The organism is Streptomyces phaeofaciens (assembly GCF_014648915.1).
Lineage (GTDB): Bacteria > Actinomycetota > Actinomycetes > Streptomycetales > Streptomycetaceae > Streptomyces > Streptomyces phaeofaciens.
This window is the reverse complement of the sequence record NZ_BMSA01000011.1, coordinates 119,243-142,462: the sequence shown is the minus strand read 5'-3', so window position 1 is coordinate 142,462 and position 23,220 is coordinate 119,243. Positions and strand designations below refer to the sequence as shown.

Annotated in this window: 24 protein-coding genes; 12 read left to right on the top strand and 12 right to left on the bottom strand. The window is 72.6% G+C overall.

The genetic code is table 11. The features are described from left to right. The first annotated feature begins 85 nt into the window (after positions 1-85). Positions 86-1,870, top strand: a complete 1,785-nt coding sequence (gcl, locus tag IE275_RS19975; protein WP_189712690.1) for a glyoxylate carboligase — start codon at positions 86-88, stop codon at positions 1,868-1,870. A gap of 90 nt (positions 1,871-1,960) precedes the next feature. On the opposite strand, the gene IE275_RS19970 is transcribed toward gcl, so the two are convergent. From IE275_RS19970 to IE275_RS19955, 4 genes are all read right to left on the bottom strand, one after another. Beyond that, complete coding sequence (locus IE275_RS19970) at positions 1,961-2,656, bottom strand: TIGR04222 domain-containing membrane protein (protein ID WP_189712805.1); 696 nt, start codon at positions 2,654-2,656, stop codon at positions 1,961-1,963. A 59-nt stretch (positions 2,657-2,715) separates the two neighbouring features. Next, positions 2,716-2,961 carry a hypothetical protein gene (locus tag IE275_RS19965; protein WP_189712689.1) on the bottom strand — a complete coding sequence of 82 codons (246 nt, stop codon included), beginning with the start codon at positions 2,959-2,961 and terminating at the stop codon, positions 2,716-2,718. A gap of 476 nt (positions 2,962-3,437) precedes the next feature. Further along, a complete protein-coding gene (locus IE275_RS19960; protein WP_189712688.1) occupies positions 3,438-4,331 on the bottom strand; it encodes a 2-hydroxy-3-oxopropionate reductase in 894 nt (297 codons plus the stop codon). Positions 4,332-4,357: 26 nt separating this feature from the next. After that, positions 4,358-5,179 (bottom strand): TIM barrel protein, encoded by an 822-nt coding sequence (locus IE275_RS19955; protein ID WP_189712687.1) that lies wholly within the window; start codon positions 5,177-5,179, stop codon positions 4,358-4,360. Positions 5,180-5,317: 138 nt separating this feature from the next. Between IE275_RS19955 and IE275_RS19950 the strand changes: the two genes are divergently transcribed. The 7 genes from IE275_RS19950 (at position 5,318) to IE275_RS19920 (ending at position 10,899) form a co-directional block, all read left to right on the top strand. Next, positions 5,318-5,566 (top strand): YkoF family thiamine-binding protein, encoded by a 249-nt coding sequence (locus IE275_RS19950; RefSeq protein WP_189712686.1) that lies wholly within the window; start codon positions 5,318-5,320, stop codon positions 5,564-5,566. A 53-nt stretch (positions 5,567-5,619) separates the two neighbouring features. After that, positions 5,620-5,931 (top strand): helix-turn-helix domain-containing protein, encoded by a 312-nt coding sequence (locus IE275_RS19945; protein WP_373299262.1) that lies wholly within the window; start codon positions 5,620-5,622, stop codon positions 5,929-5,931. A 113-nt stretch (positions 5,932-6,044) separates the two neighbouring features. Further along, positions 6,045-6,563: a 2-oxo-4-hydroxy-4-carboxy-5-ureidoimidazoline decarboxylase gene (uraD, locus tag IE275_RS19940; protein ID WP_189712684.1), complete on the top strand. Its 519-nt coding sequence runs from the start codon at positions 6,045-6,047 to the stop codon at positions 6,561-6,563. Positions 6,564-6,575: 12 nt separating this feature from the next. Next, positions 6,576-6,995 (top strand): hydroxyisourate hydrolase, encoded by a 420-nt coding sequence (gene uraH / locus IE275_RS19935; protein ID WP_189712683.1) that lies wholly within the window; start codon positions 6,576-6,578, stop codon positions 6,993-6,995. Positions 6,996-6,997: 2 nt separating this feature from the next. Further along, complete coding sequence (gene pucL / locus IE275_RS19930) at positions 6,998-7,915, top strand: factor-independent urate hydroxylase (protein WP_189712682.1); 918 nt, start codon at positions 6,998-7,000, stop codon at positions 7,913-7,915. A 40-nt stretch (positions 7,916-7,955) separates the two neighbouring features. After that, positions 7,956-9,329, top strand: a complete 1,374-nt coding sequence (locus IE275_RS19925; protein WP_189712681.1) for an 8-oxoguanine deaminase — start codon at positions 7,956-7,958, stop codon at positions 9,327-9,329. Between the two features lie 214 nt (positions 9,330-9,543). Then, a complete protein-coding gene (locus tag IE275_RS19920) occupies positions 9,544-10,899 on the top strand; it encodes a nucleobase:cation symporter-2 family protein (RefSeq protein ID WP_189712680.1) in 1,356 nt (451 codons plus the stop codon). 119 nt (positions 10,900-11,018) lie between these two features. Here the strand turns inward: IE275_RS19920 and IE275_RS19915 are convergent, their stop codons facing one another. From IE275_RS19915 to IE275_RS19900, 4 genes are all read right to left on the bottom strand, one after another. Next, positions 11,019-11,441, bottom strand: a complete 423-nt coding sequence (locus IE275_RS19915; RefSeq protein ID WP_189712679.1) for an acyl-CoA thioesterase — start codon at positions 11,439-11,441, stop codon at positions 11,019-11,021. Between the two features lie 74 nt (positions 11,442-11,515). Next, a complete protein-coding gene (locus IE275_RS19910) occupies positions 11,516-12,151 on the bottom strand; it encodes a hypothetical protein (RefSeq protein ID WP_189712678.1) in 636 nt (211 codons plus the stop codon). A 37-nt stretch (positions 12,152-12,188) separates the two neighbouring features. Continuing rightward, complete coding sequence (locus tag IE275_RS19905) at positions 12,189-12,788, bottom strand: histidine phosphatase family protein (protein ID WP_189712677.1); 600 nt, start codon at positions 12,786-12,788, stop codon at positions 12,189-12,191. A 21-nt stretch (positions 12,789-12,809) separates the two neighbouring features. Continuing rightward, complete coding sequence (locus IE275_RS19900) at positions 12,810-14,018, bottom strand: pyridoxal phosphate-dependent aminotransferase (protein ID WP_189712676.1); 1,209 nt, start codon at positions 14,016-14,018, stop codon at positions 12,810-12,812. Between the two features lie 87 nt (positions 14,019-14,105). On the opposite strand from IE275_RS19900, the gene IE275_RS19895 reads away from it, so the two are divergent. Further along, complete coding sequence (locus IE275_RS19895; protein ID WP_189712675.1) at positions 14,106-14,732, top strand: winged helix-turn-helix transcriptional regulator; 627 nt, start codon at positions 14,106-14,108, stop codon at positions 14,730-14,732. Positions 14,733-14,846: 114 nt separating this feature from the next. On the opposite strand, the gene IE275_RS19890 is transcribed toward IE275_RS19895, so the two are convergent. The 3 genes from IE275_RS19890 to IE275_RS19880 all read right to left on the bottom strand — a co-directional run bounded on the left by IE275_RS19890 (position 14,847) and on the right by IE275_RS19880 (position 18,533). Continuing rightward, positions 14,847-15,653, bottom strand: a complete 807-nt coding sequence (locus IE275_RS19890) for a hypothetical protein (protein WP_189712674.1) — start codon at positions 15,651-15,653, stop codon at positions 14,847-14,849. Continuing rightward, complete coding sequence (locus tag IE275_RS19885; protein WP_189712673.1) at positions 15,653-16,915, bottom strand: VWA domain-containing protein; 1,263 nt, start codon at positions 16,913-16,915, stop codon at positions 15,653-15,655. Before IE275_RS19885 ends, IE275_RS19890 begins: the two co-directional genes overlap by 1 nt. Positions 16,916-17,024: 109 nt before the next feature. Further along, on the bottom strand, positions 17,025-18,533 hold the full coding sequence (locus IE275_RS19880) for an IucA/IucC family protein (protein WP_189712672.1): 1,509 nt from the start codon (positions 18,531-18,533) through the stop codon (positions 17,025-17,027). 173 nt (positions 18,534-18,706) lie between these two features. On the opposite strand from IE275_RS19880, the gene IE275_RS19875 reads away from it, so the two are divergent. The 3 genes from IE275_RS19875 (at position 18,707) to IE275_RS19865 (ending at position 21,491) form a co-directional block, all read left to right on the top strand. Continuing rightward, complete coding sequence (locus tag IE275_RS19875; protein WP_189712804.1) at positions 18,707-20,233, top strand: IucA/IucC family protein; 1,527 nt, start codon at positions 18,707-18,709, stop codon at positions 20,231-20,233. Between the two features lie 74 nt (positions 20,234-20,307). Beyond that, complete coding sequence (locus IE275_RS19870) at positions 20,308-21,213, top strand: HipA family kinase (protein WP_189712671.1); 906 nt, start codon at positions 20,308-20,310, stop codon at positions 21,211-21,213. After that, a complete protein-coding gene (locus IE275_RS19865) occupies positions 21,210-21,491 on the top strand; it encodes an Rdx family protein (RefSeq protein WP_189712670.1) in 282 nt (93 codons plus the stop codon). The genes IE275_RS19870 and IE275_RS19865 overlap by 4 nt, the downstream gene beginning before the upstream one ends. Before the next feature lie 3 nt (positions 21,492-21,494). Here the strand turns inward: IE275_RS19865 and aceB are convergent, their stop codons facing one another. After that, entirely contained in the window at positions 21,495-23,117 is a 1,623-nt protein-coding gene (gene aceB / locus IE275_RS19860) for a malate synthase A (protein ID WP_189712669.1), read from the bottom strand. Positions 23,118-23,220 lie beyond the last annotated feature (103 nt).

The window sequence follows — 23,220 nt, the reverse complement described above, 5'->3', positions numbered from 1 at the left end:
AATGTGGAAATTCCAAGGAAACGCCAAGTTCTCACCGCGGGGCGCGACGGGAGAGCGATTCCGACAGCCGAAGCAGGAGTACTCGATGGCTCGAATGACCGCTGCCCGCGCGGCAGTTGAGATCCTCAGGCGCGAGGGCGTCACCGCCGCGTTCGGTGTGCCCGGCGCGGCGATCAACCCCTTCTACGCGGCCCTCAAGGCCTCCGGAGGCATCCAGCACACCCTGGCCCGCCATGTCGAGGGCGCCTCGCACATGGCGGAGGGCTACACCCGCACCCACCCGGGCAACATCGGCGTCTGCATCGGCACCTCGGGACCGGCCGGCACCGACATGATCACCGGCCTGTACTCGGCCCTCGGCGACTCCGTCCCGATCCTGTGCATCACCGGCCAGGCGCCGACCGCCGTGATCCACAAGGAGGACTTCCAGGCCGTCGACATCGCCTCGATCGCGACACCGGTGACGAAGATGGCGGTCACCGTCCTGGAGGCCGCCCAGGTCCCGGGCGTCTTCCAGCAGGCCTTCCACCTGATGCGCTCCGGCCGCCCCGGCCCGGTCCTGATCGACCTGCCGGTCGACGTCCAGCAGACGGAGATCGAGTTCGACCCCGACACCTACGAGCCGCTCCCGGTCTTCAAGCCGGCCGCGACCCGCGCCCAGATCGACAAGGCGCTCGGCATGCTGAACGCCGCCGAGCGCCCGCTGATCGTCGCGGGCGGCGGGGTCATCGGCGCCGACGCCTGCGCACTGCTCGTCGAGTTCGCCGAGATCACCGGCACCCCGGTGATCCCGACCCTGATGGGCTGGGGCGCGATCCCCGACGACCACGAGCTGAACGCCGGCATGGTCGGCCTGCAGACCTCGCACCGCTACGGCAACGCGACCTTCCTGGAGTCCGACTTCGTCCTCGGCATCGGCAACCGGTGGGCCAACCGCCACACCGGCCGGATCGACGTCTACACCGAGGGCCGCACCTTCGTGCACGTCGACGTCGAGCCCACCCAGATCGGCCGGATCTTCGCCCCCGACTACGGCATCGCCTCCGACGCCCGGGCGGCCCTGGAGCTGTTCGTCGAGGCGGCGAAGGAGCTGAAGGCGGCGGGCCGGCTGCCCGACCGTTCGGCGTGGGCGGCCGCCGCGCAGGAGAAGCGGGCGACGCTCCAGCGCCGTACCCACTTCGACGACATCCCGATCAAGCCGCAGCGCGTCTACGAGGAGATGAACAAGGCGTTCGGCCCGGAGACCCGCTACGTCACCACCATCGGCCTCTCCCAGATCGCCGGCGCCCAGATGCTGCATGTCTACCGGCCGCGCCACTGGATCAACTGCGGCCAGGCGGGCCCGCTCGGCTGGACCGTCCCGGCCGCGCTGGGGGTGGCCAAGGCCGACCCCGAGGCCCAGGTCGTCGCACTCTCCGGCGACTACGACTTCCAGTTCATGATCGAGGAGCTGGCGGTCGGCGCGCAGCACCGGATCCCGTACATCCATGTCCTGGTGAACAACGCGTACCTGGGCCTGATCCGGCAGGCGCAGCGGGCGTTCGACATCGACTTCCAGGTCAAGCTGGAGTTCGAGAACATCAACTCGCCCGAGCTGGGCCTCTACGGCGTCGACCACGTCAAGGTGGCCGAGGGGCTCGGCTGCAAGGCGATCCGGGTGACCGACCCCGCCGAGCTGGGCGCCGCCTTCGAGCAGGCGAAGAAGCTGGCCGCCGAGTTCCGGGTGCCGGTCGTCGTCGAGGCGATCCTGGAGCGCGTCACCAACATCGCGATGTCGACCACCAACGACATCGGCAACATCGTGGAGTTCGAGGAGATCGCGACCGAGCCGGGGCACGCGCCGACGTCCGTCAGGACGCTGAAGGTCTGAGCCGGGTCCCTGCCGGGGGCGGCCGTCCGGGGGACGGGCCGCCCCCTTCCGCATGTCCGGTTCCGCATGTCCGGCGGGTTCCCGGTCCGCTCAGTACGAGCCGCCGCAGGAGGTCGCTCCGCCGCAGTAGTACCCCGAGCCGCCGCTGCCACCCCCGCGCGGAGCACGCCGGTGGAAGGGCTTGTCGTCCGTCACGCCGGCACGCGGCAGCAGCCCGGCCCGCAGGGCGAAGCGCGGCACGAGGACGTGCAGGGCCTGCTCGCCGTACAGGGCCACGGCCGGCACGGCGTCGTCCGGCGGCACGTCCTTGCGGTGGGCCGGGAGCGGATGTTCGGCCCGCAGGGCCCGCAGCGCGTTCCGGCCGGCCCGGCTCCGGTGCGGTGGCAGAAGACGCATCATGCCCGCCGACCGCACGCCCCGCACCAGCTCGGCCAGGGCCCGGCGGACGGCCGGGTGGACCAGCAGCTCCGGCAGGCCGGCGGGCCGTTCGAGGGCCGTACGCACGGCTTCGGCGAGCGGCGGAAGGGGAGGCGTGGCCTGCCCGGCAGCCTCGGGGGACGCTCCCGAGGTCCGCAGTCTGCCGGGCCGGCCCGCCTCGACGACGCCCCGCAGATGCAGGTCGACGACCGCCGTCATGACGGCCGCGCGGGGACCTCCCCGCAGCAGCGCGACCTCGTACGGCTGAAGCCGGACCGAGCTGTCGTGACGCATGGCGCACCCCCGTGGCGGGGGCCCGCCGCCCCCGTGCCGACGGGCCCCACGTGACCACCATGTGCCCGCGGACAGGGGTGGGTGAAGCCTGCTGAACCATGTTCAGAGGTTGATTTGAGGTTGACGTAGCCCGGCTACGCCTCCTGCTGTCCATGGTGCTCCGACAGTCCGGGCCAGTCGTCCGGGCCGCCGCCCTGCCACTCGATGAGGTCGCTCACCTCCACCTCGATCCGGTCCAGGTCGGCCAGGCGCAGGATCTCGACCACGTCGTCGAGATGCGAGGCGACGCCGAGGACGATGTCCTCGGAGGTGACCCGCCGGGAGCCGTCCAGCGCCGGCGGGTGGACCACGATGTGCGGAAACCGCGTCGGATTGCCCATGCCCTCAGCGTCCTGCGGGTGCCGTGGATCCGCACGCGGAACGGCGAACGCCCAGGGCTCACCGGCGGTGAGCCCTGGGCGTTCGCCGGCCGTCCGACGGCGCGAGGCTGGGCGCGACAGGACGTTCGCGCCGCCGGACGGGGTCGTGAGTGGCTGGGACCGCGGCGGGTACGACGGACCGGGCCCGCCCTCCCTCAGGTCGGGAAGGGGGCTCGGGTCCTTCACCACCGCACTGGCGCGTACACCGCCGCGGTCCTCGCCCTGCCCGCACCGCCGCGAGCGGCCACCCCTCAAACCGGGCCGTTCCGCGGGTGCGGGCCGACGGGGGGTCCGGACCTCCACGGGGCGCCCGCTCTCGCGAGGCGGGTGGAGGCGGACCTTGTGCCGGTCCCTGTGGTTCTCCGGGCGGCGCCCCTGCCTGGGCGCGACAGGACAGTTGTCGGCGGGGGCGCCGCCCGGAGGTCTCGGGGGTGTCGTCAGACCTGGGCGACGGAGAGGCGCTCGACCGCGCGCAGCAGCGCGGAGTGGTCCAGCCCGCCGTCGCCCTGCGCGCGCAGGCTCGCGACCAGCTGGGCGACGACCGCGCCGACGGGCAGGGCCGCGCCGACGGTGCGGGCGGCGTCGGTGACGATGCCCATGTCCTTGTGGTGCAGGTCGATGCGGAAGCCCGGCCTGAAGTCCCGCCGCAGGAAGTTGTCCTTCTTGCGGGCCAGCACGGTCGAGCCGGCCAGGCCGCCGCCCAGGACGTCCAGCGCGGCCTCCAGGTCCACCCCCGACCTCTCCAGGAAGACCACGGCCTCCGCGCACGCCTGGATGTTCACGGCGACGATCAGCTGGTTGGCGGCCTTCACGGTCTGGCCCGAGCCGTGCGGACCGCACAGCACGATGGTCCGGCCCAGCGCCTCGAAGAGCGGCTTCGCCGCGTCGAAGTCGGCCTGCTCGCCGCCGACCATGATCGACAGCACGGCCTCGATCGCGCCGGCCTCACCACCGGACACGGGCGCGTCCAGCACCCGGACTCCCCGCTCCTTCGCGGCCGCGGCCAGATCGACGGAGGTCTGCGGGGTGATGGAGGACATGTCGACGAGCAGGGCGCCGGGGCGGGCGTTCGCCAGGATGCCGTCCGGGCCGTAGGCGATGGCCTCGACCTGGGGCGAGGCGGGAACCATCGTGATGATCACGTCGGCGTCGGCGACCGCTTCGGCGATCGACCCGGCCGCGGTGCCGCCGGCGGCGGTGAGCCGGTCGAGTTTGTCCTGCTCCAGCGTGTGGCCGGTGACGTCGTAACCCGCCTTGATCAGGTTCTCGGACATGGGGGAGCCCATGATGCCGAGGCCTATCCAGGCGATCTTGGGGAGTGCGTTGCTCATGGGAGGGTGCCTCTCGGTACGGGGATTCAGCGGGGCAGCCAGTCGAAGGCCTCGGCGCTCGGGCGGTCGCCCGGCTTGTACTCGAGGCCGACGAGGCCGTCGTAGCCCGCCTTCGTCAGCTGGTCGAGGAGGTCCGCCAGCGGCAGCGAGCCCGTGCCCGGTGCGCCGCGGCCGGGGTTGTCGGCGATCTGCACGTGGCCGGTCTTCGGCGCGTACGTCTCGATCACCCGCGGCAGGTCCTCGCCGTTCATCGACAGGTGGTACAGGTCCATCAGGAACTTTGCGTTGCCGAGCCCCGTCGCCTCGTTGACCTTGTCGACGATCCCGACCGCGGCCGGTGCGCCGACCAGCGGATACCGCGGTGACTCGGGCCGGTTCAGCGCCTCGATCAGCAGGATCGCGCCGATCCGGTCGGCGGCCCGGGCGGCCAGGACGAGGTTCTCCAGGGCGAGCGCGTCCTGCTCGGCCGGGTCGACCCCGTCGACGCGGTTGCCGTAGAGCGCGTTGAGCGCCGTGCAGCCCACGGACTCGGCGAAGCCGGTGGCCACCTCGACATTGGCGCGGAAGCGCTCCGACTCCACGCCGGGCAGCGACAGGGCGCCGCGGTCGGGGCCGGGGAGCCGGCCGGCGTAGAAGTTCAGGCCCGTGAGCTGGACGCCCGCGTCCTCGATCGCCCGCTTCAGGGCGTCGAGCGCGGAGCGCCCGGGGGTGGGGGAGTCGACCCAGGGCCACCACAGCTCGACCGCGGTGAAGCCGGCCGCGGCGGCGGCCGCGGGGCGCTCCAGGAGCGGGAGTTCCGTGAAGAGGATCGACAGGTTGACGTTGAAGCGCCGGTCTTCGAATCCCATGAGGGGCCGCGCTCCCTTCCGTGTCGAGTGTTTCCGTATTGCGGAAGTTGTTTTCTGCTTATTGGAAGATTGCCGCCGGAGGTCGGAGCTTGTCAAGAGGGCTCGGCGGAAAGCCGTACCGCGCGTTAGGTTGAGCGCGTGCGATTGAGAGTGGAGTTCACGACCGAGCCGTTCGACCTCGACGAGGCACCCGCGCACGCGCTGGTCGCCCGTGAGGTGATCGAGGCGGCCGACCTGGACACGGTGGACGTCGGACCGTTCGGCAACACCGTGGAGGGCGGCGCCGGCGCGGTGCTCGCCGCCGTGGACGCCCTGTTGCGCGAGTCGCTGGGCGCGGGTGCCACCCGGATCTCGCTCCAGGTCAACGTCCTCGGGGAGGGCGAGTGAGCCCCGGCGGCGAGGAGCCGTTCATCGCGGCCGTGAAGCCGCTGGTCGACGCCATGGGCGGCGAGATGGTCCCGCCCGACGAGGCCGGCCCCGACGATGTGGTGCTCGCCTGGGCGGGCGCGGACATCGTCGCCGTACGACTCCCCCAGCTCGCGGACTCCCTCGATCACATCCTCGCCGCCATGGAGCGCAAGCAGGGCAGGCCGCTCGCCGACCTGGACCGCAAGGCCAAGCAGGAGGTCGTCCGGATCCTCGAGGTGCGGGGCGCCTTCTCCGTCCGGCACGGCGTGGAGACCGTGGCGGGCGCGCTCGGGGTCTCCCGCTTCACCGTCTATAACTACCTGAACAGGGAGAAAGAGGCCTGACCCCCGGGCCCGGAAGGGCCTGGCGAGGCCGCGTGGCGGCCGTACGGGGCTTGTTACCCGGAATTTTCAACAAAGTGTTGACGGGGTGTCGCGGGGAGGCGTTAGCTGACCCCGTGACTTCGACTTCCACGCCTTCGGGCCTGGCCCGGTTCAACGGCCTCGAGGAGTCCGTGGCCCGCGCCACCCTCCTGGAGGCCTGCGCCGCCAGAGCGTGGGCGGACCGGCTGCTCGCGGCCCGCCCCTACGCCACCGCCGACGACCTGTACGCCGCCAGTGACGCCGCCATGGCCGAGCTGACCGCGGCCGACCTGGCCGAGGCGATGGCCGGGCACCCGCCGATCGGCCGCCCGAAGCCGGGCGACCCGACCTCGGCCCGCGAACAGCGCGGGATGGCCGGCGCCTCCGACGAACTCCGGGCGCAGATGCTGGAACTGAACCTGGCCTACCAGGACCGGTTCGGCCACGTCTTCCTCATCTGTGCCACCGGGCGGACCGGCGAGCAGATGCGCGACGCGGTGCAGGAGCGGCTCGGGAACTCGCCCGCACAGGAGCGCGAGATCGTCCGCGCCGAGCTGGGAAAGATCAACCGTATCCGGCTCGCCCGCATCGCCGCCCCCGTCGAAGAGGACTGAGAGCACACCCCCATGAGCACCAGCACCAGCACCACCACGAGCACCACCGCCTCCGTGTCCACCCACATCCTGGACACCAGCGTCGGCCGCCCCGCCGGGGGCGTCGCCGTCCGGCTCTGCGCCCGCACCGGGCGGGACGCGCACTGGCAGGCGCTCGGCGGCTCCGCGACCGACGCGGACGGCCGGTGCAAGGACCTCCCGGCCCTGCCGGAGGGGACCACCCACGTCCGGCTCGACTTCGCGGTCGAGCCGTACTTCGAGACATCCGCGAAGAATCAAGCCGATGCGCAGCAGGACGCCCCCGCGAATCGGGACAGCGGTGCCGTGTTCTTCCCCGAGGTGGTCATCACCTTCGCGGTGACGGCCGGCGAGCACTATCACGTACCGCTGCTGCTCAACCCGTTCGGCTACTCCGTTTACCGAGGGAGCTAGCTATGGCAGACAATTCCCGCCCCGCCCGCCCGGTGTTGGGACAGAACCAGTACGGCAAGGCCGAGAACCGAGTCGTCAGGATCACGCGGGACGGTGCCACGCACCACATCAAGGACCTCAACGTGTCCGTGTCGCTGAGCGGCGACATGGAGGACGTCCACTACTCGGGCTCCAACGCCAGCGTCCTGCCGACCGACACCACCAAGAACACGGTGTACGCGTTCGCCAAGGAGCACGGCATCGAGTCCGCCGAGCAGTTCGGCATCCACCTCGCCCGCCACTTCGTGACCTCGCAGGAACCGATCCACCGGGCCCGGATCCGGATCGAGGAGTACGGCTGGGAACGGATCGAGCACGGCGGGAAGGGCGCGCACTCCTTCGCCCGCACCGGCCAGGAGACCCGGCTGACCCAGATCACCTACGACGGCTCGTCCTGGGAGGTCGTCTCCGGCCTCAAGGACCTCGTCGTACTGAACTCGACGGACTCCGAGTTCTGGGGCTACGTCAAGGACAAGTACACGACGCTCCCCGAGGCGTACGACCGGATCCTCGCCACCGAGGTCTCCGCCCGCTGGCGGTTCAACTGGACCGACGACGAGCAGCAGGCGCCCGACTGGGAGGAGTCCTACGCGCAGACCAGGCAGCACCTGCTCCGGGCCTTCGCCGAGACGTACTCGCTCTCCCTCCAGCAGACCCTCTACGCGATGGGCTCCCGGATCGTCGAGCAGCGTGCCGAGATCGACGAGGTCCGCTTCTCCCTCCCGAACAAGCACCACTTCCTGGTGGACCTCGGGCCGTTCGGGCTCAAGAACGACAACGAGGTGTACTTCGCGGCCGACCGCCCCTACGGCCTGATCGAGGCCACCGTCCTGCGGGACGGCTGCGAGGCGCGGATCCCGGCGGACCTCACCAACCTCTGACGCCGACACGGACACGGATACGGAAGGAAGCGCACGCACGATGGTTCAGCGCATCGTCATCGAGAACTGTTCGATCGCGACCGTGGACGCCGACGACACCGAGTACGCCGACGGCCACGTCGTCATCGCAGGCGACCGCATCGAGTCGCTCGGCGCGGGCCGGGCCCCCGAGGGCCTGACCGACGTGGTACGCCGGATCGACGCCACCGGGCACCTGGTCACCCCCGGCCTGGTCAACACCCACCACCACTTCTACCAGTGGATCACCCGGGGCCTGGCCACCGACCACAACCTGTTCGACTGGCTCGTCGCGCTCTACCCGACCTGGGCGCGCATCGACGAGCAGATGGTCCACGCGGCGGCCCAGGGCTCCCTGGCCATGATGGCCCGCGGCGGCGTCACCACCGCCATGGACCACCACTACGTCTTCCCCCGGGGCACCGGCGACCTCTCCGGCGCGATCATCGGCGCCGCCCGCGACATGGGCGTCCGCTTCACCCTCGCCCGGGGCTCCATGGACCGCAGCGAGAAGGACGGCGGGCTGCCCCCGGACTTCGCCGTCGAGACCCTCGACGGCGCCCTCGCCGCGACCGAGGCGACCGTCCGGGAGCACCACGACGCCTCCTTCGGCGCCATGACCCAGGTGGCCGTGGCCCCCTGCTCGCCCTTCTCCGTCTCCACCGAACTCCTGCGCGAGGGTGCCCAGCTGGCCCGCCGGCTCGGCGTGCGGCTGCACACCCACGGCTCGGAGACGGTCGAGGAGGAGAAGTTCTGCCACGAGCTGTTCGGCATGGGCCCGACCGACTACTTCGAGTCCACCGGCTGGCTCGGCGAGGACGTGTGGATGGCGCACTGCGTCCACATGAACGACTCCGACATCGACGCCTTCGCACGGACGGGAACGGGTGTCGCCCACTGCCCGTCCTCCAACGCCCGCCTGGCGGCCGGCATCGCCCGCGTCCCCGACATGCTGGCGGCCGGCGTCCCCGTCGGCCTCGGCGTCGACGGCACGGCGTCCAACGAGTCCGGCGAACTGCACACCGAACTGCGCAACGCCCTGCTCATCAACCGCCTGGGCGCCCACCGCGAGGCCGCCCTGACCGCCCGTCAGGCACTGCGCCTGGGCACCCACGGCGGCGCCCGGGTCCTGGGCCGCGCCCACGAGATCGGCTCCCTGGAGCCGGGCAAGCTCGCCGACCTGGTGCTGTGGAAGCTGGACACCCTCGCCCACGCCTCCATCGCCGACCCGGTCACCGCACTCGTCCTCGGCGCGGCGGCCCCGGTCACCGCGTCCTTCGTGAACGGCCGTCAGATCGTGGCGGACGGCCGCCTGTCGCTCGCCGACGAGGACGCCATCGCGCGCACCACGCGCGAGGAGGCCCGGCGCCTGGCGGAGATCGCCGCCCGGGCCTGAGCCCTCACGACTCCGGCCGAGGGGGACGGCCCTCGGTCGGCGGCCGGGGCCCCGTACGGGGCCCACGGCGGCCGTGCCCGGGGCGCGCGTGGACGCGCGCGCCCCGGAACGGTCCCCTGCCGTCCGTCGCTCCATCCCGGTCCCGCACGACCGCGCACCACCTCCCAGACACCCACGCCAGAGCTGCCGTGTAACCGCCCGGAGGAGAGCCGCCGTGTCCGTCCACCCCGTCGACGAGAAACTCCCCGCCATGAGAATGGCGACCAGCGGCCTGCAACACGTGGCCGCCATGTACGCGGGAGTCGTCGCCCCGCCCCTGATCGTGGGCGCGGCCATCGGCCTGTCCGCCACCGACCTCACCTTCCTCACCGGCGCCTGCCTTTTCACCGCGGGCCTCGCCACCTTCCTCCAGACGATCGGCGTCTGGAAGATCGGCGCCCGGCTCCCCTTCGTCAACGGCGTCACCTTCGCCGGTGTCGCCCCCATGACCGCGATCGTCGCCTCCACCGAGGACAAGCGGGACGCCCTGCCGGTCATCTTCGGCGCGGTGATCGTCGCCGGACTCCTGGGCTTCCTGGCCGCCCCCGTCTTCTGCAAGGCCGTCCGCTTCTTCCCGCCGGTCGTCACCGGTACGGTCATCACCCTCATCGGGGTGTCCCTGCTGCCGGTCGCCTTCGGCTGGGCCCAGGGCCCCGATCCGACGGCCGCCGACTACGGCTCCACGACCTTCCTCAGCCTGGCCGGCCTCACCCTCCTGATCGTCCTGCTGCTGCGCCGCTTCACCCGCGGCTTCGTCAAGCAGATCGCCGTGCTGCTCGGCCTGGTCGCCGGCACCCTCCTCGCGATCCCGTTCGGCGTCACGGACTTCGGGCCCGTCGCGGACGCGGACGTGGTCGGCTTCCCCGCCCCGTTCCACTTCGGCGCCCCGCAGTTCCAGCTCGCGGCGATCCTGTCGATGTGCGTGGTCATGGTGGTCTCGATGACCGAGTCCACCGCCGACATGCTGGCGCTGGGCGAGATCGTGGAGCGGCCCGCCGACGAGCGGACCATCGCGGCGGGCCTGCGCGCGGACACCCTCGGTTCGGCCCTCAGCCCCCTCTTCAACGGCTTCATGTGCAGCGCCTTCGCCCAGAACATCGGCCTGGTCGCGATGACGCGGATCCGCAGCCGCTATGTCGTCGCCACCGGCGGCGGCTTCCTGGTCCTGATGGGCCTGTGCCCGATGGCCGCCTCGCTGATCGCCGTCGTACCGCGCCCGGTGCTCGGCGGCGCCGGGGTCGTCCTGTTCGGCTCGGTCGCCGCGAGCGGCATCCAGACCCTGGTCCGGGCCGGCCTGGAACGGGACAACAACGTCCTGATCGTCGCCGTCTCCCTCGCCGTCGGCATCGTCCCGATCACCGCGCCGGAGTTCTACCACGCGTTCCCGGAGACGGCCCGGATCGTCCTGGACTCCGGTATCTCCACCGGCTGTGTGGCGGCGGTCCTGCTCAACCTCGTCTTCAACCACCTGGGGCGGGCACAGGACGCGAAGGACGTGACGCACCCGATGGAGGCGGTCACCCCCGGCTGAGCACCGGGTCCGGCCACGGGCCCGAGACGATCGGGGTGCCCGGCCGGGCGAAGGCCGTCGCGGCGGCAACGCCGGGGCGGCCTTCGCCCCGGTGTACCGCTCGGGCGCGGCGGAGGCGCCTACAGCCCGAACAGGCCGGGGTCCGTGGACAGTTCCTTGAAGTAGTGCTGCGGGTCGGCCACCAGGCGCCGTTCCTCGAGGTCCAGCAGCCCGCCGACGGCGGTGAGTTCGGCGGAGACCGTGCCGTCCGCCTTGCGGATGGTCTGCTCGATGCGGAACGTCTTGCCGCCGCTCCACAGGAACGCGCAGGTCACATCGACCTCGTCACCTGCGAGCAGCTCGCGTTTGTAGCGGATCGTCGTCTCCAGGGCGACCGGGCCCACGCCCCGGCCGGTGAGGCCGGTCTGGGTGATGCCCGCGGCCTGGAGCAGCGACCAGCGCGCGTGCTCCGCGTAGTTGATGTACACGCTCTGGTTGACGTGGCCCTGTACGTCGGTCTCGTATCCGCGGACGGTGATCCGGACGGAAAACGGCTCGCTCATGGCTTCCCCTTCTCGTCGACGGCGCAGCGGTGCTCTCGGCACCGATGTATCGGGCATCGATCTTGGCATGTCCCTCACACCCGGCGTGGGGAAGCCAGCAGATAGCGTGCTCTGCTCCGGGGTTCGGTGTGCGCGCCGGTCTGCCAGCCCGCCTTCTCCAGTGTCACCGCGCAGGCCGTGAGTGTCGCGCCGTCCGGTCCGTGCACGGCGACCGCGTCGGGTTGGGGCGTGGCGCGCACCCGGTAGCCCTCGGCGTCCGGCTCGGCGGGCCGGTGCCCCGCCGCCTCCAGCGCCAGTGCGGCCGCCCGCACCAGATGCGTGCGTTCCCAGGCGCACGGACGGTCCACCGCCCCGTCGGGGTTGGTCATACGGCGCAGCTCCAGCAGCCCCTGCCAGGCGCTGTGCACCTCGCGCGCACGGGCGGGCCCGGACGCGCCCGGCTCCTCGTCGCCGCCGACCCGCGCGGCGAACACCCCCGTGTCGGCCCGGGGCGACCCGACGGCGGGTTCCCCGGCCGGCTCGGGCGGCGCCTCCCGTATCCGGTGCCCGGCCGGGGTGAGGAAGTGGTCGTGCGGCGGTCTCGGGTGCCGGAAGGCGAGCCCCCGCCGCACCAGGGCCGCGAGCTGCGCCGGTGTCCCCCGCAGCCGCCCGGTGACCGGCTCGGCGGCGTCGATCACACGCCGCTGCACGGCGGTCGGCGGTCGTGTCACGGTGTGCTCCCTCCGAGTGCTGTCGCCCTCTCGAAGGCTACGACCCGGGTCTGACATTCCAGGCGGCGATCACCGGCCGCCCGTGCTCGGTGCCCAGCCGGCAGAGGGTCCCGGTGGCGAGCTGGAAGTGCGCGCCCTGCGACGCGGGCAGCCCGAGCCGCCGGGCCGTCAGCACCCGCAGGAAGTGCCCGTGCGCCACCAGCACCACGCACCCCTCGGTATTGGCGTGCGCCGCGTCGACCTTGGCCAGCACCCGGTCGGCCCGCTCCCCGACCTGCTCCGGGCTCTCCCCGGGATGCTCGGGCGGGCCGGGCGCGACGCCGTCCGAGAACAGGAACCAGCCGGGCCGCTCCCGCTGGATCTCGACGGTGGTGACGCCCTCGTACCCGCCGTAGTCCCATTCGTGCAGGTCGGCGTCGACCCGGAAGCCGTGCAGCCCGATCAGCTCCGCCGTCTCCCGCGCCCGCTGGAGGGGACTGACGAACGCGGCCCCGACCCGGTGCGAGCGGATCAGCGGCACCAGCCGCCGCGCCTCCTCGCGCCCGTGCTCGGTCAGCGGGACGTCCGTCCACCCGGTGTGCCGCCCGGACCGGGACCACGCGGTCTCGCCGTGCCGGACGAGAAACAGATCACCCATGCGGCACACGCTATGCGGCGCCTACTGCCGGTACCCGCCGAGGAACCGTCCGATCCGCCCGATGGCCGCCTCCAGGTCGTCCGCGTGGGGGAGGGTGAGGATGCGGAAGTGGTCGGGGGTCGGCCAGTTGAAGCCGGTGCCCTGGACGACCTGGATCTTCTCCCGCAGCAGCAGGTCCAGGACGAACTTCTCGTCGTCGTGGATCGGGTGCACCTTGGGGTCGATGCGCGCGAACGCGTACAGCGCGCCCTTGGGCTTCACGCAGGACACGCCCGGGATCTCGTTGAGCTTCTCCCAGGCCACGTTGCGCTGTTCGTGGAGCCTGCCGCCCGGAGTGACGAGGTCGCGGATGGACTGGCGGCCCCCGAGCGCGGCCTGGATGGCGTACTGGGCGGGCGCGTTGGCGCACAGCCGCATGGAGGCCAGCATGGTGAGGCCCTCCAGGTAGTTCCTGGCGTGCTGCCGGGGGCCGGACACCACGAGCCAGCCCGAGCGGAAGCCCGCCACCCGGTACGTCTTCGACAGGCCGCAGAAGGTCAGCACCACCAGGTCGGGGGCGAGCGCGGCCGCCGAGTGGTGGACGGCGTCGTCGTACAGGATCTGGTCGTAGATCTCGTCGGCGAAGACCATCAGGCCGTGCCGGCGGGCCAGGTCGAGGATGCCCTCGATGATCTCCTTCGGGTAGACCGCGCCGGTCGGGTTGTTCGGGTTGATGATGACCACGGCCTTCGTACGGTCCGTGATCTTCGACGCCATGTCGTCCAGGTCGGGGTACCACTCCGCCTGCTCGTCGCAGAGGTAGTGGACCGCCTTGCCGCCCGCGAGGGTGGTCACCGCCGTCCACAGGGGGAAGTCGGGGGCCGGGATCAGGATCTCGTCGCCGTCCTCCACCAGTGCCTGTACGGCCATGGAGACCAGCTCGGAGACGCCGTTGCCGAGGAAGACGTCGTCGACGCCGACCTCCAGGCCGCGCTCCTGGTAGCGCTGCGCCACGGCGCGGCGGGCGGAGAGGATGCCCCTCGAATCGGTGTAGCCGTGTGCCTGCGGCAGCATCCGGATCACGTCCTGGAGGATCTCCTCCGGTGCCTCGAAGCCGAAGACCGCGGGGTTGCCGGTGTTCAGGCGCAGCACGCTGTGCCCCGCCGCCTCCAGCGCGTCGGCGTGCTCGATCACCGGGCCGCGGATCTCGTAACAGACCTCGCTCAGCTTGTTGGACTGCCGGAACTCCATTGGCGCTCGCCCCTCCGGTTCGTGTTGTTGCTTGGTTTTACCAAGTTCGAGCTTGGAAAGTCCAACAACATGTCTAGACTGCGTCGCATGTCACCTCGCCGAAGCTACGACCAGTACTGTTCCGCCGCCCGCGCGCTCGACGTCGTCGGCGACCGCTGGACCCTGCTGATCGTCCGGGAGTTGCTCGCCGGTCCGCGCCGCTACACGGACCTGCACGCCGACCTGCCGGGCGTCAGCACGGACGTGCTCGCCGGGCGGCTGAAGGACATGGAGCGCGACGGGCTCGCCACCCGGCGCAGGCTGCCCCCGCCGGGCGCGGCCTACGTGTACGAACTCACCAGCCGTGGGCGTGGGTTGCTGCCGGTGCTCCAGGCGCTGGGCACCTGGGGCGAGAGCGAACTCGGCGAGCGCCGGCCCACCGACGCTGTGCGCGCGCACTGGTTCGCGCTGCCCCTGCTGCGCGGGCTGGAGGGCGAGGGCCTCGTCGAAGTACGGCTGGAGGAGGGGCAGTTCCACCTGTACGTCGGCGCCGAGGACGGCCCGGTCTACGGCGACGGACTCGCGCCCCGCGAGCCCGACGCCCGGCTCTCGCTCGACACGGACACCTGCACGGCCGTCGCCCGCGGGGAACTGGGCCTGCTGGACGCCGTACGCGCGAAACGGGTGGAGGTCGGTGGCGAGGGAACGCTGGCGAAGGCACTGCGGGAGGCATGACAGAAGGCCCACCCCTGCACGGCGGTGGGCCTTCTGCGACAGCTCACCCCGTCTCGGCGACGGGCCTTCTGCGGTGGCCCGCCCCGTCTCGGCGGTGGGCCTTCCGGTGGAGCGTCAGGCTCCCGGCGGTACCTGCCGGGGCCGGCCCGAGCCGCGCGTCAGCCTGTAGCCGCCGATGCCGGCCAGCGCGGCCAGCACCGCGCCGATGCCGGACCACACCCAGCGGTCGGTCCACCAGCCGGACGCCCAGCCGTCGTCCGGCTCCAGGCTCGACAGCACCGCGGACGCCGACTCGTCGTCGTCCTCCTCCGTCGCGGACGTGACCGCGATCCCGGGGACGAGCGGCTTCGCCAGCGAGCCGTCCACGGCCGCCGCGCCACCGATGTCCTTGGAGTCCACCCGCAGTTCGGCGTCGACCGGCAGGCCCAGGTCGGCCGCCTTCAGGCCGACGGCCGTCAGCCGGACGTAGTACGTGCCCGGCAGCGGGTCGTTGGCCCAGGGCTCCGACCAGGAGCGGACCGTGCGCAGCACACAGGTCAGCTCGATCGAGGCGGTGCCCTGCGCGGCCGTGCGGGTCTGGGCGCCGTACTGGCAGGCCTGACGGCGCCGCAGACCGTCGTACACGTCGATCTGCCAGGTCTGGGCCACATGCGCGTCCGGCAGCTTCACCGTCGCCTTCACGGTGGGCCGCAGGCCCGAGTCGGCCGGGAACGACCAGTACAGATAGTCACCCGTGGAGGCGCTCGCGGTGGCCGTCTGCCCCTGCTCGACCTCCGTCGCCGTGCGGAACGACGTGCCCGCCGAAGTGGGCGCGGAGGCGCCGTCGGACGGGCTCGCGGAGGGGGAGGAGTCCGCCGCGGCCGGACCGGCCGCGAGTCCCAGCGCCAGCAGCGCGCCGCTCAACACTCGTGTGATCCGCATCAGTTGGTCCTCCAGACCGCGACACGCCAGCGCGACACCCAGCCCCAGAGGACACCCGCGAGGAAACCGACCAGAACCAGCAGACCGAGCAGCCACCAGCCGCGGCCGAGGCCGAAGGAGGCCACGTCGCTCGCCTGCGAGGGGCCGTCGACCACGTCCACGGTCAGCTCCACCGGCATGCCGGGCGTGGTCTTCACACCGGACGCGGCCGAGTAGGAGTTGGTGACCTGGAGGCAGACCGTCTCGGCCGCCGCCTCGTCGTCGTCGCTCTCCGCCTTCGGGTAGCGCAGACCGGTCGAGACGACGTCGGTGCGGCCGTTGCCCGCGGCCTCGCCGCGCACGATCTCCCGGCCGTGCACGGTGACCGCCCGCAGCAGCACCCCGTAGTCCGGGTTCATGGCCCGGTCCGCCGACACGCTGACCGAGGCGCGCAGTTCCTGGCCCGGCTCGACGTCGACCCGGTACCAGCGCTCCTGGCCGAACTCCTCGCGGTCGGTGTAGAGGCCGGACTTCAGGGCGGGTGCCTTCGAGCAGGAGTCCGCGCCCTCGGTGGCGACCGGTGTCACCACCGGGTCGGCCGCGCGGTCCACCAACTGGTTCACCTTGTCGGTGAGTTCGTCGGTGTGCTCGACCGAGGTGTACGTACCGCCGGTGGCTTCGGCGATACAGCTGAGCTGCTGCCGCATCTTGGTGTTGGGCACCAGGCCCAGGGTGTCGATGGTCAGGCCGATGCCCTTGGCCGCGATCTCACGGGCCACCTCGCACGGGTCGAGCGGGGCGCAGGTGTCCTCACCGTCGCTGATCAGCACGATCCGCTTGGAGCCGGTGCCGCCGTCGAGGTCGTCGGCCGCCTTCAGCAGGGCGGGGCCGATCGGCGTCCAGCCGGTCGGCGACAGGGTCGCCACCGCCGCCTTGGCCTCGGTGCGGTCCACCTGGCCGACCGGGTAGAGCTGCGCGGTGTCCTTGCAGCCCGTCTTCTGGTCGTCTCCCGGGTAGTTGGCGCCGAGCGTGCGGATGCCGAGGAGGACGGTCTCCGGGGTCGCGTCCAGCACCTCGTTGAACGCCTGCTTGGCCGCGGCCATCCGCGTCCCGCCGTCGATGTCCTTCGTCCGCATGGATCCGCTGACGTCGAGGACCAGGTCGACCTTGGGCGCGAGGGCTGTGGTCTCGTCGGCGACCGCTCCGGCCGGGAACGCGAGCCCCGCCGTGAGCGCGGCGAGCAGGGCGCAGACGCCCGCCGCCAGCCGTTGTGTTCTGATCATCGGCGGATCCTATTGATCAGGGGTGTCCCGCCACAAAGCGGGGTCGGTCCACGGAGCGGCCGCCCCGTGGACGGGCCGCCCCGCGGACGGCCCCGCGCACGACGCCGGGTCAGTCCAGGTCCGTGGCCATCGGGTTGGGCAGCTCCGCCCACCGGTCCCCGGCCGCGCCCGGTGACAGCCGCATCAGCGTCAGCGCCTTCACCGGCAGCGGCTCCTCGCACAGCGCCACCAGGTCCGGCGTCCGCGGCAGCTCCCGGACGGCCGCCGCCAGGGCCGCCCCCAGGGCCGCGGCTCCGCCCGCCGTGCCCGCGAGCGCGCCGCCCACCAGCGAGCCGAACAGCTTGCGCCGCAGGGCCGTCACGTCGTCCGTGAGGATCCGCGCCGGCAGCTCCCCGGGCAGCGGGACACCGGCCCGGGCCAGCCGGGAGGGGCCGACGCGGATGTCGGCGAGGTCGCGATAGACCAGCCGCAGCGGGGCGCCCGACGCCGACAGCACCACCAGCAGGTTCTGGCCGTGTGCCTCCAGCGCCACCCCCAGCTCCAGCAGCCCGAGCCCGACAGCGAGCGACAGCCGCGCGAACTCCGCCAGCCAGCCGGGGGAGTCGGGCAGTCCGGTGCCGGCGAGCGCGGCCACCGGGACGACGTACTCGCCCGGCGCGCCGTACACCTGCGGCGACTCGCGCAGCACGGCCGCGAGGTCGGGGGAGTCGGCCGTGGCCGCGCCCAGGGTCCGGGTGACGTGCAGCAGCCCGTCGGTGCGGGCGGCGAGGGTCTCGCCGAACGCCGACAGGGCCGCCGAGGCGGCGACCGAGCCGACCGAGATGTCCCGGACCGAGGACGTCAGCCGGGTGCTCAGCGCGGTCTTGACGTGCGGCCCGCCGGGCAGCGCGAGCGTCCGCAGCGACATCAGCGGATACGCCGCGACGTCCCTCGCGCAGGACCGCTTGAGGACGTGCTCCGCCTGCCAGGGATGCACCGGGAGCAGCAGCCGCGCCCCGTCCCGCAGTTCCCCGGGCCACTCGCCCGACACCACGCACTCCCCGGCCGGCACCGGCAGCAGCCCCAGCCGGACCGTGGGCCCGTGTTCCGGCCCGTAGGCCAGCTGCTCCGCCACCGAGAAGCCGGGCCGGGAACGGCAGCCGGGATGGTACGGATGCCCGTCGACGACCCGCCGCTCCCACCCCCGGTCGTCCTGCGGCCACTCCTTCGGGTGAGGTCCCTGCCCGGCCCGCGACAGCGCCATCGACGCGACGCTGTGCCCGAGTTCGGCCGCGAAGCCCGCCCCGTGCGGCACCGCCAGCGCCGCCGTCAGCCGCGCGGGATCGTCGTACGCCGTCCCGTCCAGCGTCACGACGCTCACGTACGCGGTGGTGGCGTACGGGTCGGGGAGCGGGCCGTGCAGCCGGCGGCCGTCGACCAGCCGCAGGGTGAGGCCGTCGCCGCCGCGCTCCCCGCGCTCGATCCAGGGCAGCGGCTCATGGGCCAGGGCCCGCCACAGCCGGGTCAGCACGGCCGCCCGGGCGCCGGGCAGCTCGGCCGTGAACCGGGGCCCGAGGTCGGGGCGCACGACGGCGAGATCGGCGGCCACCTCGGCCTCGGCGGTGGGAGGACGGTGCACGGCTGGCTCCTCGAAGGGAAGGCGCATGCGGGTGCGCATGCGGGTGGGCATGAGGGTGGCATGCGGGTACAAGTCGGGTACGGGCCGGTACGAGCCAGGTGTCACGGACGGCCCGCGACGCCAGCGATACTGATCGTCTCCGCACGAAAGAACCGTAGGGAACAGTGGACCGCCTGGATGCCAGCCCCCCGCCCGCCGAGGCAGCAGTGACCGCGGACGGCACCGTGGACGGCCTCGCCGACGCCTACGCGGCCGCGCCGCTGCTCAACTGCCTGCTGCGGGAGGTCGCCGAGCCGCTCCCCGGGCACCCGGAGCGCGCCGGACGGCTCGTGTACCGGCTGCCCGGCACCGGCCGGCTGCTGCGGGTGCGCGGGGAGCGCCGGCCCGCCGAGCCCGAGGTGCGCGCGGACGGCGTCTGGCACCGGCTCGGCCACACCGAACTGGTCAAGCTGACCGGCGAGGAACTGCGCCGCCACACCGGCCTGTCCAACCACGAACTGCCCGCCGAGATGATCGACAGCAGGGACGCGGTGGCCGCCCTGCTCGCCGCACGCGCGCGTGCCGTCCCGCCCGCCGACCCGTATCTGCGCTCCGAGCAGTCACTGGTCACCGGCCACCCCCACCACCCCGCGCCCAAGGCGCGCGGTGGCGCCCCGGCCTCCCGCTGGCTGCCGTACGCCCCGGAGGCGTACGCCCGCTTCCCGCTGGTGCTGCTCGGCGTACGCGAGGACACGGTCGTCGAGGAGGGCGACACCTCCGCCCTGGACGCCCTCGGCACGGCCCCGCCCGGCTACCGGTTGCTGCCCGCCCACCCCTGGCAGCTCGACCTGACGGACCGCGCACTGGCCCCCGCGTTCGCCGACGGCCGGCTGGTCCGGCTCGGCACGACCGCGTTCGACACCTGGCCCACGGCCGCGATCCGCACGCTGTACGCGCCCGAGCGGGACCTGTTCCTGAAGTTCAGCCTCGACGTCCGCATCACCAACGACGTCCGCCGTCTGTGGCGCCACGACCTGCTGAGGCTCCGCCGCACCGACACGGCCGTCACCCGGGCCTTCGCGTCGGCCGGCGGCCCCGCGGCCTGGCTGAGCGACCGCGGCTACCGCACCGCCGGCTTCGCCTTCGAGGAACTGGCCGTCCTGGTCCGCGACGGGCTGCGCGGCCGGCTGACGCCCGGCGCGACCCCGCTGCTCGCCGCGGGACTCGTGGAAGGCTTCGAGGGCAGCCCGCTCGCCGCCGCGCAGGACCCTGCGGCCTGGTGGGAGGCGTACCTGGCGGCCGTCGTGCCCCCCGCGCTCACGGCCTTCGCCGACCACGGCGTCGTCCTGGAGGCGCATGTCCAGAACACACTGGTCGCCGTCGACCGGTCCGGTACGCCGGTACAGGCGCTGTTCCGGGACGCCGAGGGCGTCAAGCTCCTGCCGGAGGCGGACCGGGCGGCCGGCTGGGAACGGCTGGTGTACTGCCTGGTCGTCAACCATCTCACCGAGATCGCCGCCGCCCTCGCCGAGCGGCACCCCGGGTTCGACCCCTGGCCGGCCGCCCGCCGCGAGCTGGCCCGCCACGACCTGCCCGAGGCCCACGCCCTGCTCACCGCGCCCACCCTGCCCGGCAAGACGAACCTGCTGCTGCGCTGGACCGGCGCGGACGGCGCCGACGCCCGCTACCTGCCGCTGCCGAACCCCCTGGCCGGACCCTGAGCCGCTTCCGCTTCCCGCACGGCCCCCGTCCCGGGCCCGCCGGCCCGTTCATGATCTGAACTACGCTGGCCGGTGTGCTGCGCGATGTGACTGCTGTTCGATACGTGAACCCGTTGCGGTCCGGCGGCTCCGTCCCCGGAGTCGTCGAGGCCGACGACCTCGGCACCTACGTCGTGAAGTTCACGGGCTCGGCGCAGGGGCGCAAGGCGCTGGTCGCCGAGGTGATCGTCGGCGAGCTGGCGCGCGCCCTCGGACTGCGTTTCCCGGAACTGGTCTTCGTGCACTTCGATCCCGCCGTCGCCGACCACGAGCCGCACCAGGAGGTGCGCGACCTGCACAGCGCGAGCGCGGGCCTCAACCTCGGCATGGACTTCCTGCCGGGCGCCCGGGACTTCACCCCGGAGGTCGCCAGGACGTTCCGGGTGGACCCGCTGGAGGCCGGCCGGATCGTCTGGCTCGACGCCCTGACCGTGAACGTCGACCGCACGGTCCACAGCTCCAACCTGATGGTCTGGCCCACCCTCGGGATCGCGCCCCCGCGCCTGTGGCTCATCGACCACGGCGCCGCCCTCGTCTTCCACCACCGCTGGGACGGCTCCGACCCCACGAAGGCCTACGACTTCCGCCACCACGCCCTCGGCCACTACGGCCCGGACGTACGCGCCGCCGACGCGGAGCTGGCGCCGAGGGTCACCGAGGAACTGCTGCGGCAGGTTGTCGCCGAGGTCCCCGACGCCTGGCTCACCGACTTCGCGACACCGGACGAGGCCCGCGAGGCGTACGTGACGTACCTGCACGCGCGCGTGCAGGCCTCCGCGGCCTGGCTGCCCACCGACTTCCCCAGCCGGGAGGAACTCGCCGCCGATGAGGCCCTGCGCGCGGCGAGGACGGAACGAGGACGGCCGAGCTGGCTCAAGCGGGTCCCCGACCTGCACGGCAAGCCGGCCGCGGAACAGGATTGGTCGGTGCACCTGCAATGACGGACGTTCAGCGCGTCGAGATCGAGTACTGCACCCAGTGCCGGTGGCTGCCCCGCGCGGCCTGGCTGGCCCAGGAGCTGCTGACGACCTTCGAGGCCGAGCTGACGGAGCTGTCGCTCCGGCCGGGCACGGGCGGCGTCTTCGTCGTCCGGGTGAACGACGAGGTGGTGTGGGACCGCCGCGAGCAGGGCTTCCCCGAGCCCACGGCGGTCAAGCAGGTCGTCCGCGACCGAGTGGCCCCGGGGCGGTCCCTGGGCCACTCGGACAGGTCCGCGTGAGGCTCAGCCCTCCAGCTGCCGGTAGGCGGGCAGGGTGAGGAAGTCGGCGTAGTCCTCGTCGAGCGCGACCTCCAGGAGCAGGTCGTGGGCCTGCTGCCAGTGACCGGCGGCGAACGCCTCCTCGCCCAGCTCGGCCCGGAGGCCGGCCAGTTCCTCGGCGGCGACCGCGCGGGCCAGTTCGGGGGTCGCCTTCTCGCCGTTCTCGAACTCCACGCCGGCGTTGATCCACTGCCAGATCTGCGAGCGGGAGATCTCGGCGGTGGCCGCGTCCTCCATGAGGCCGAAGATGGCGACCGCGCCGAGCCCGCGCAGCCACGCCTCGATGTAACGGATGCCGACCTGCACCGCGTTGACGAGACCGGGGTAGGTGGGCCTGGCCTCCAGCGAGTCGACCGCGATCAGGTCGGCCGCCTCGACGTGGACGTCCTCGCGCAGCCGGTCCTTCTGGTTCGGCCGGTCGCCGAGGACCTTGTCGAAGGACTCCATGGCGAGCGGGACCAGGTCGGGGTGGGCGACCCAGGAGCCGTCGAAACCGTCGCCCGCCTCACGGTCCTTGTCGGCGCGGACCTTCTCGAACGCGACCTTGTTGGCCTCGGCGTCGCGGCGGGAGGGGATGAAGGCCGCCATGCCGCCGATCGCGTGCGCGCCGCGCTTGTGGCAGGTGCGGACGAGGAGTTCGGTGTACGCGCGCATGAACGGGGCGGTCATCGTGACGGCGTTGCGGTCCGGCAGGACGAACCGGGGGCCGCCGTCACGGAAGTTCTTCACGATGGAGAACAGGTAGTCCCAGCGGCCCGCGTTCAGTCCCGAGGCGTGGTCGCGGAGTTCGTAGAGGATCTCCTCCATCTCGTACGCGGCCGTGATCGTCTCGATGAGGACGGTGGCGCGGACGGTGCCCTGCGGGATGCCGACATGATCCTGCGCGAAGACGAACACGTCGTTCCACAGCCGGGCTTCGAGGTGCGACTCGGTCTTGGGCAGGTAGAAGTACGGGCCCTTGCCGAGGTCGAGCAGCCGCCGGGCGTTGTGGAAGAAGTACAGGCCGAAGTCGACGAGGGCGCCGGGCACCTGCTCGCCGTCGACCGTCAGGTGCCGCTCGTCCAGGTGCCAGCCGCGCGGGCGCATGACGACGGTGGCGAGTTCGGCGGCGTCCTTCAGCGCGTACGACTTACCGGAGTTCGGGTCCGTGAAGTCGATGTTCCGCGTGTAGGCGTCGATCAGGTTGAGCTGGCCGAGGACCACGTTCTCCCAGGTCGGCGCGGAGGCGTCCTCGAAGTCGGCGAGCCAGACCCGGGCGCCCGAGTTGAGGGCGTTGATCGTCATCTTGCGGTCGGTGGGGCCGGTGATCTCGACTCGGCGGTCGTTCAGGGCCGCGGGGGAGGGGGCCACCCGCCAGGAGTCGTCGGCGCGGATCGCGGCGGTCTCCGGGAGGAAGTCCAGGGTGGAGGTGCGGGCGATCTCGGCGCGGCGCACGGCGCGGCGGGCGAGGAGTTCGTCACGGCGCGGGGTGAACCGGCGGTGCAGCTCGGCGACGAAGGCGAGGGCCGCTTCGGTGAGGACCTCCTCCTGCCGGGGCAGGGGCTCGGCGTCGACGACGGCCGGCGGGGACGGCGCTGGTGCGGACATGAGCTGTCACTTCCTTCAGCGAGCGTGGCACCGGGTGCCAGGAGACCCGGGTCGGGCGGAGAGCGCCTGCTGAGCAGCAGGGTGCTTCTGATCAGTGGATACT

Bases quoted from the DNA above. Each gene is read 5' to 3' on its own strand.
- IE275_RS19895 (WP_189712675.1), top strand. From the start codon at position 14,106: ATGTCACCTCGCCGAAGCTACGACCAGTACTGTTCCGCCGCCCGCGCG.
- IE275_RS19885 (WP_189712673.1), bottom strand. From the start codon at position 16,915: ATGATCAGAACACAACGGCTGGCGGCGGGCGTCTGCGCCCTGCTCGCC.
- pucL (WP_189712682.1), top strand. From the start codon at position 6,998: ATGGCAGACAATTCCCGCCCCGCCCGCCCGGTGTTGGGACAGAACCAG.
- aceB (WP_189712669.1), bottom strand. From the start codon at position 23,117: ATGTCCGCACCAGCGCCGTCCCCGCCGGCCGTCGTCGACGCCGAGCCC.
- IE275_RS19960 (WP_189712688.1), bottom strand. From the start codon at position 4,331: ATGAGCAACGCACTCCCCAAGATCGCCTGGATAGGCCTCGGCATCATG.
- IE275_RS19955 (WP_189712687.1), bottom strand. From the start codon at position 5,179: ATGGGATTCGAAGACCGGCGCTTCAACGTCAACCTGTCGATCCTCTTC.
- IE275_RS19915 (WP_189712679.1), bottom strand. From the start codon at position 11,441: ATGAGCGAGCCGTTTTCCGTCCGGATCACCGTCCGCGGATACGAGACC.
- IE275_RS19865 (WP_189712670.1), top strand. From the start codon at position 21,210: ATGACGGACGTTCAGCGCGTCGAGATCGAGTACTGCACCCAGTGCCGG.
- IE275_RS19900 (WP_189712676.1), bottom strand. From the start codon at position 14,018: ATGGAGTTCCGGCAGTCCAACAAGCTGAGCGAGGTCTGTTACGAGATC.
- IE275_RS19925 (WP_189712681.1), top strand. From the start codon at position 7,956: ATGGTTCAGCGCATCGTCATCGAGAACTGTTCGATCGCGACCGTGGAC.
- uraH (WP_189712683.1), top strand. From the start codon at position 6,576: ATGAGCACCAGCACCAGCACCACCACGAGCACCACCGCCTCCGTGTCC.
- IE275_RS19965 (WP_189712689.1), bottom strand. From the start codon at position 2,961: ATGGGCAATCCGACGCGGTTTCCGCACATCGTGGTCCACCCGCCGGCG.
- IE275_RS19890 (WP_189712674.1), bottom strand. From the start codon at position 15,653: ATGCGGATCACACGAGTGTTGAGCGGCGCGCTGCTGGCGCTGGGACTC.
- gcl (WP_189712690.1), top strand. From the start codon at position 86: ATGGCTCGAATGACCGCTGCCCGCGCGGCAGTTGAGATCCTCAGGCGC.
- IE275_RS19905 (WP_189712677.1), bottom strand. From the start codon at position 12,788: ATGGGTGATCTGTTTCTCGTCCGGCACGGCGAGACCGCGTGGTCCCGG.
- IE275_RS19945 (WP_373299262.1), top strand. From the start codon at position 5,620: ATGGGCGGCGAGATGGTCCCGCCCGACGAGGCCGGCCCCGACGATGTG.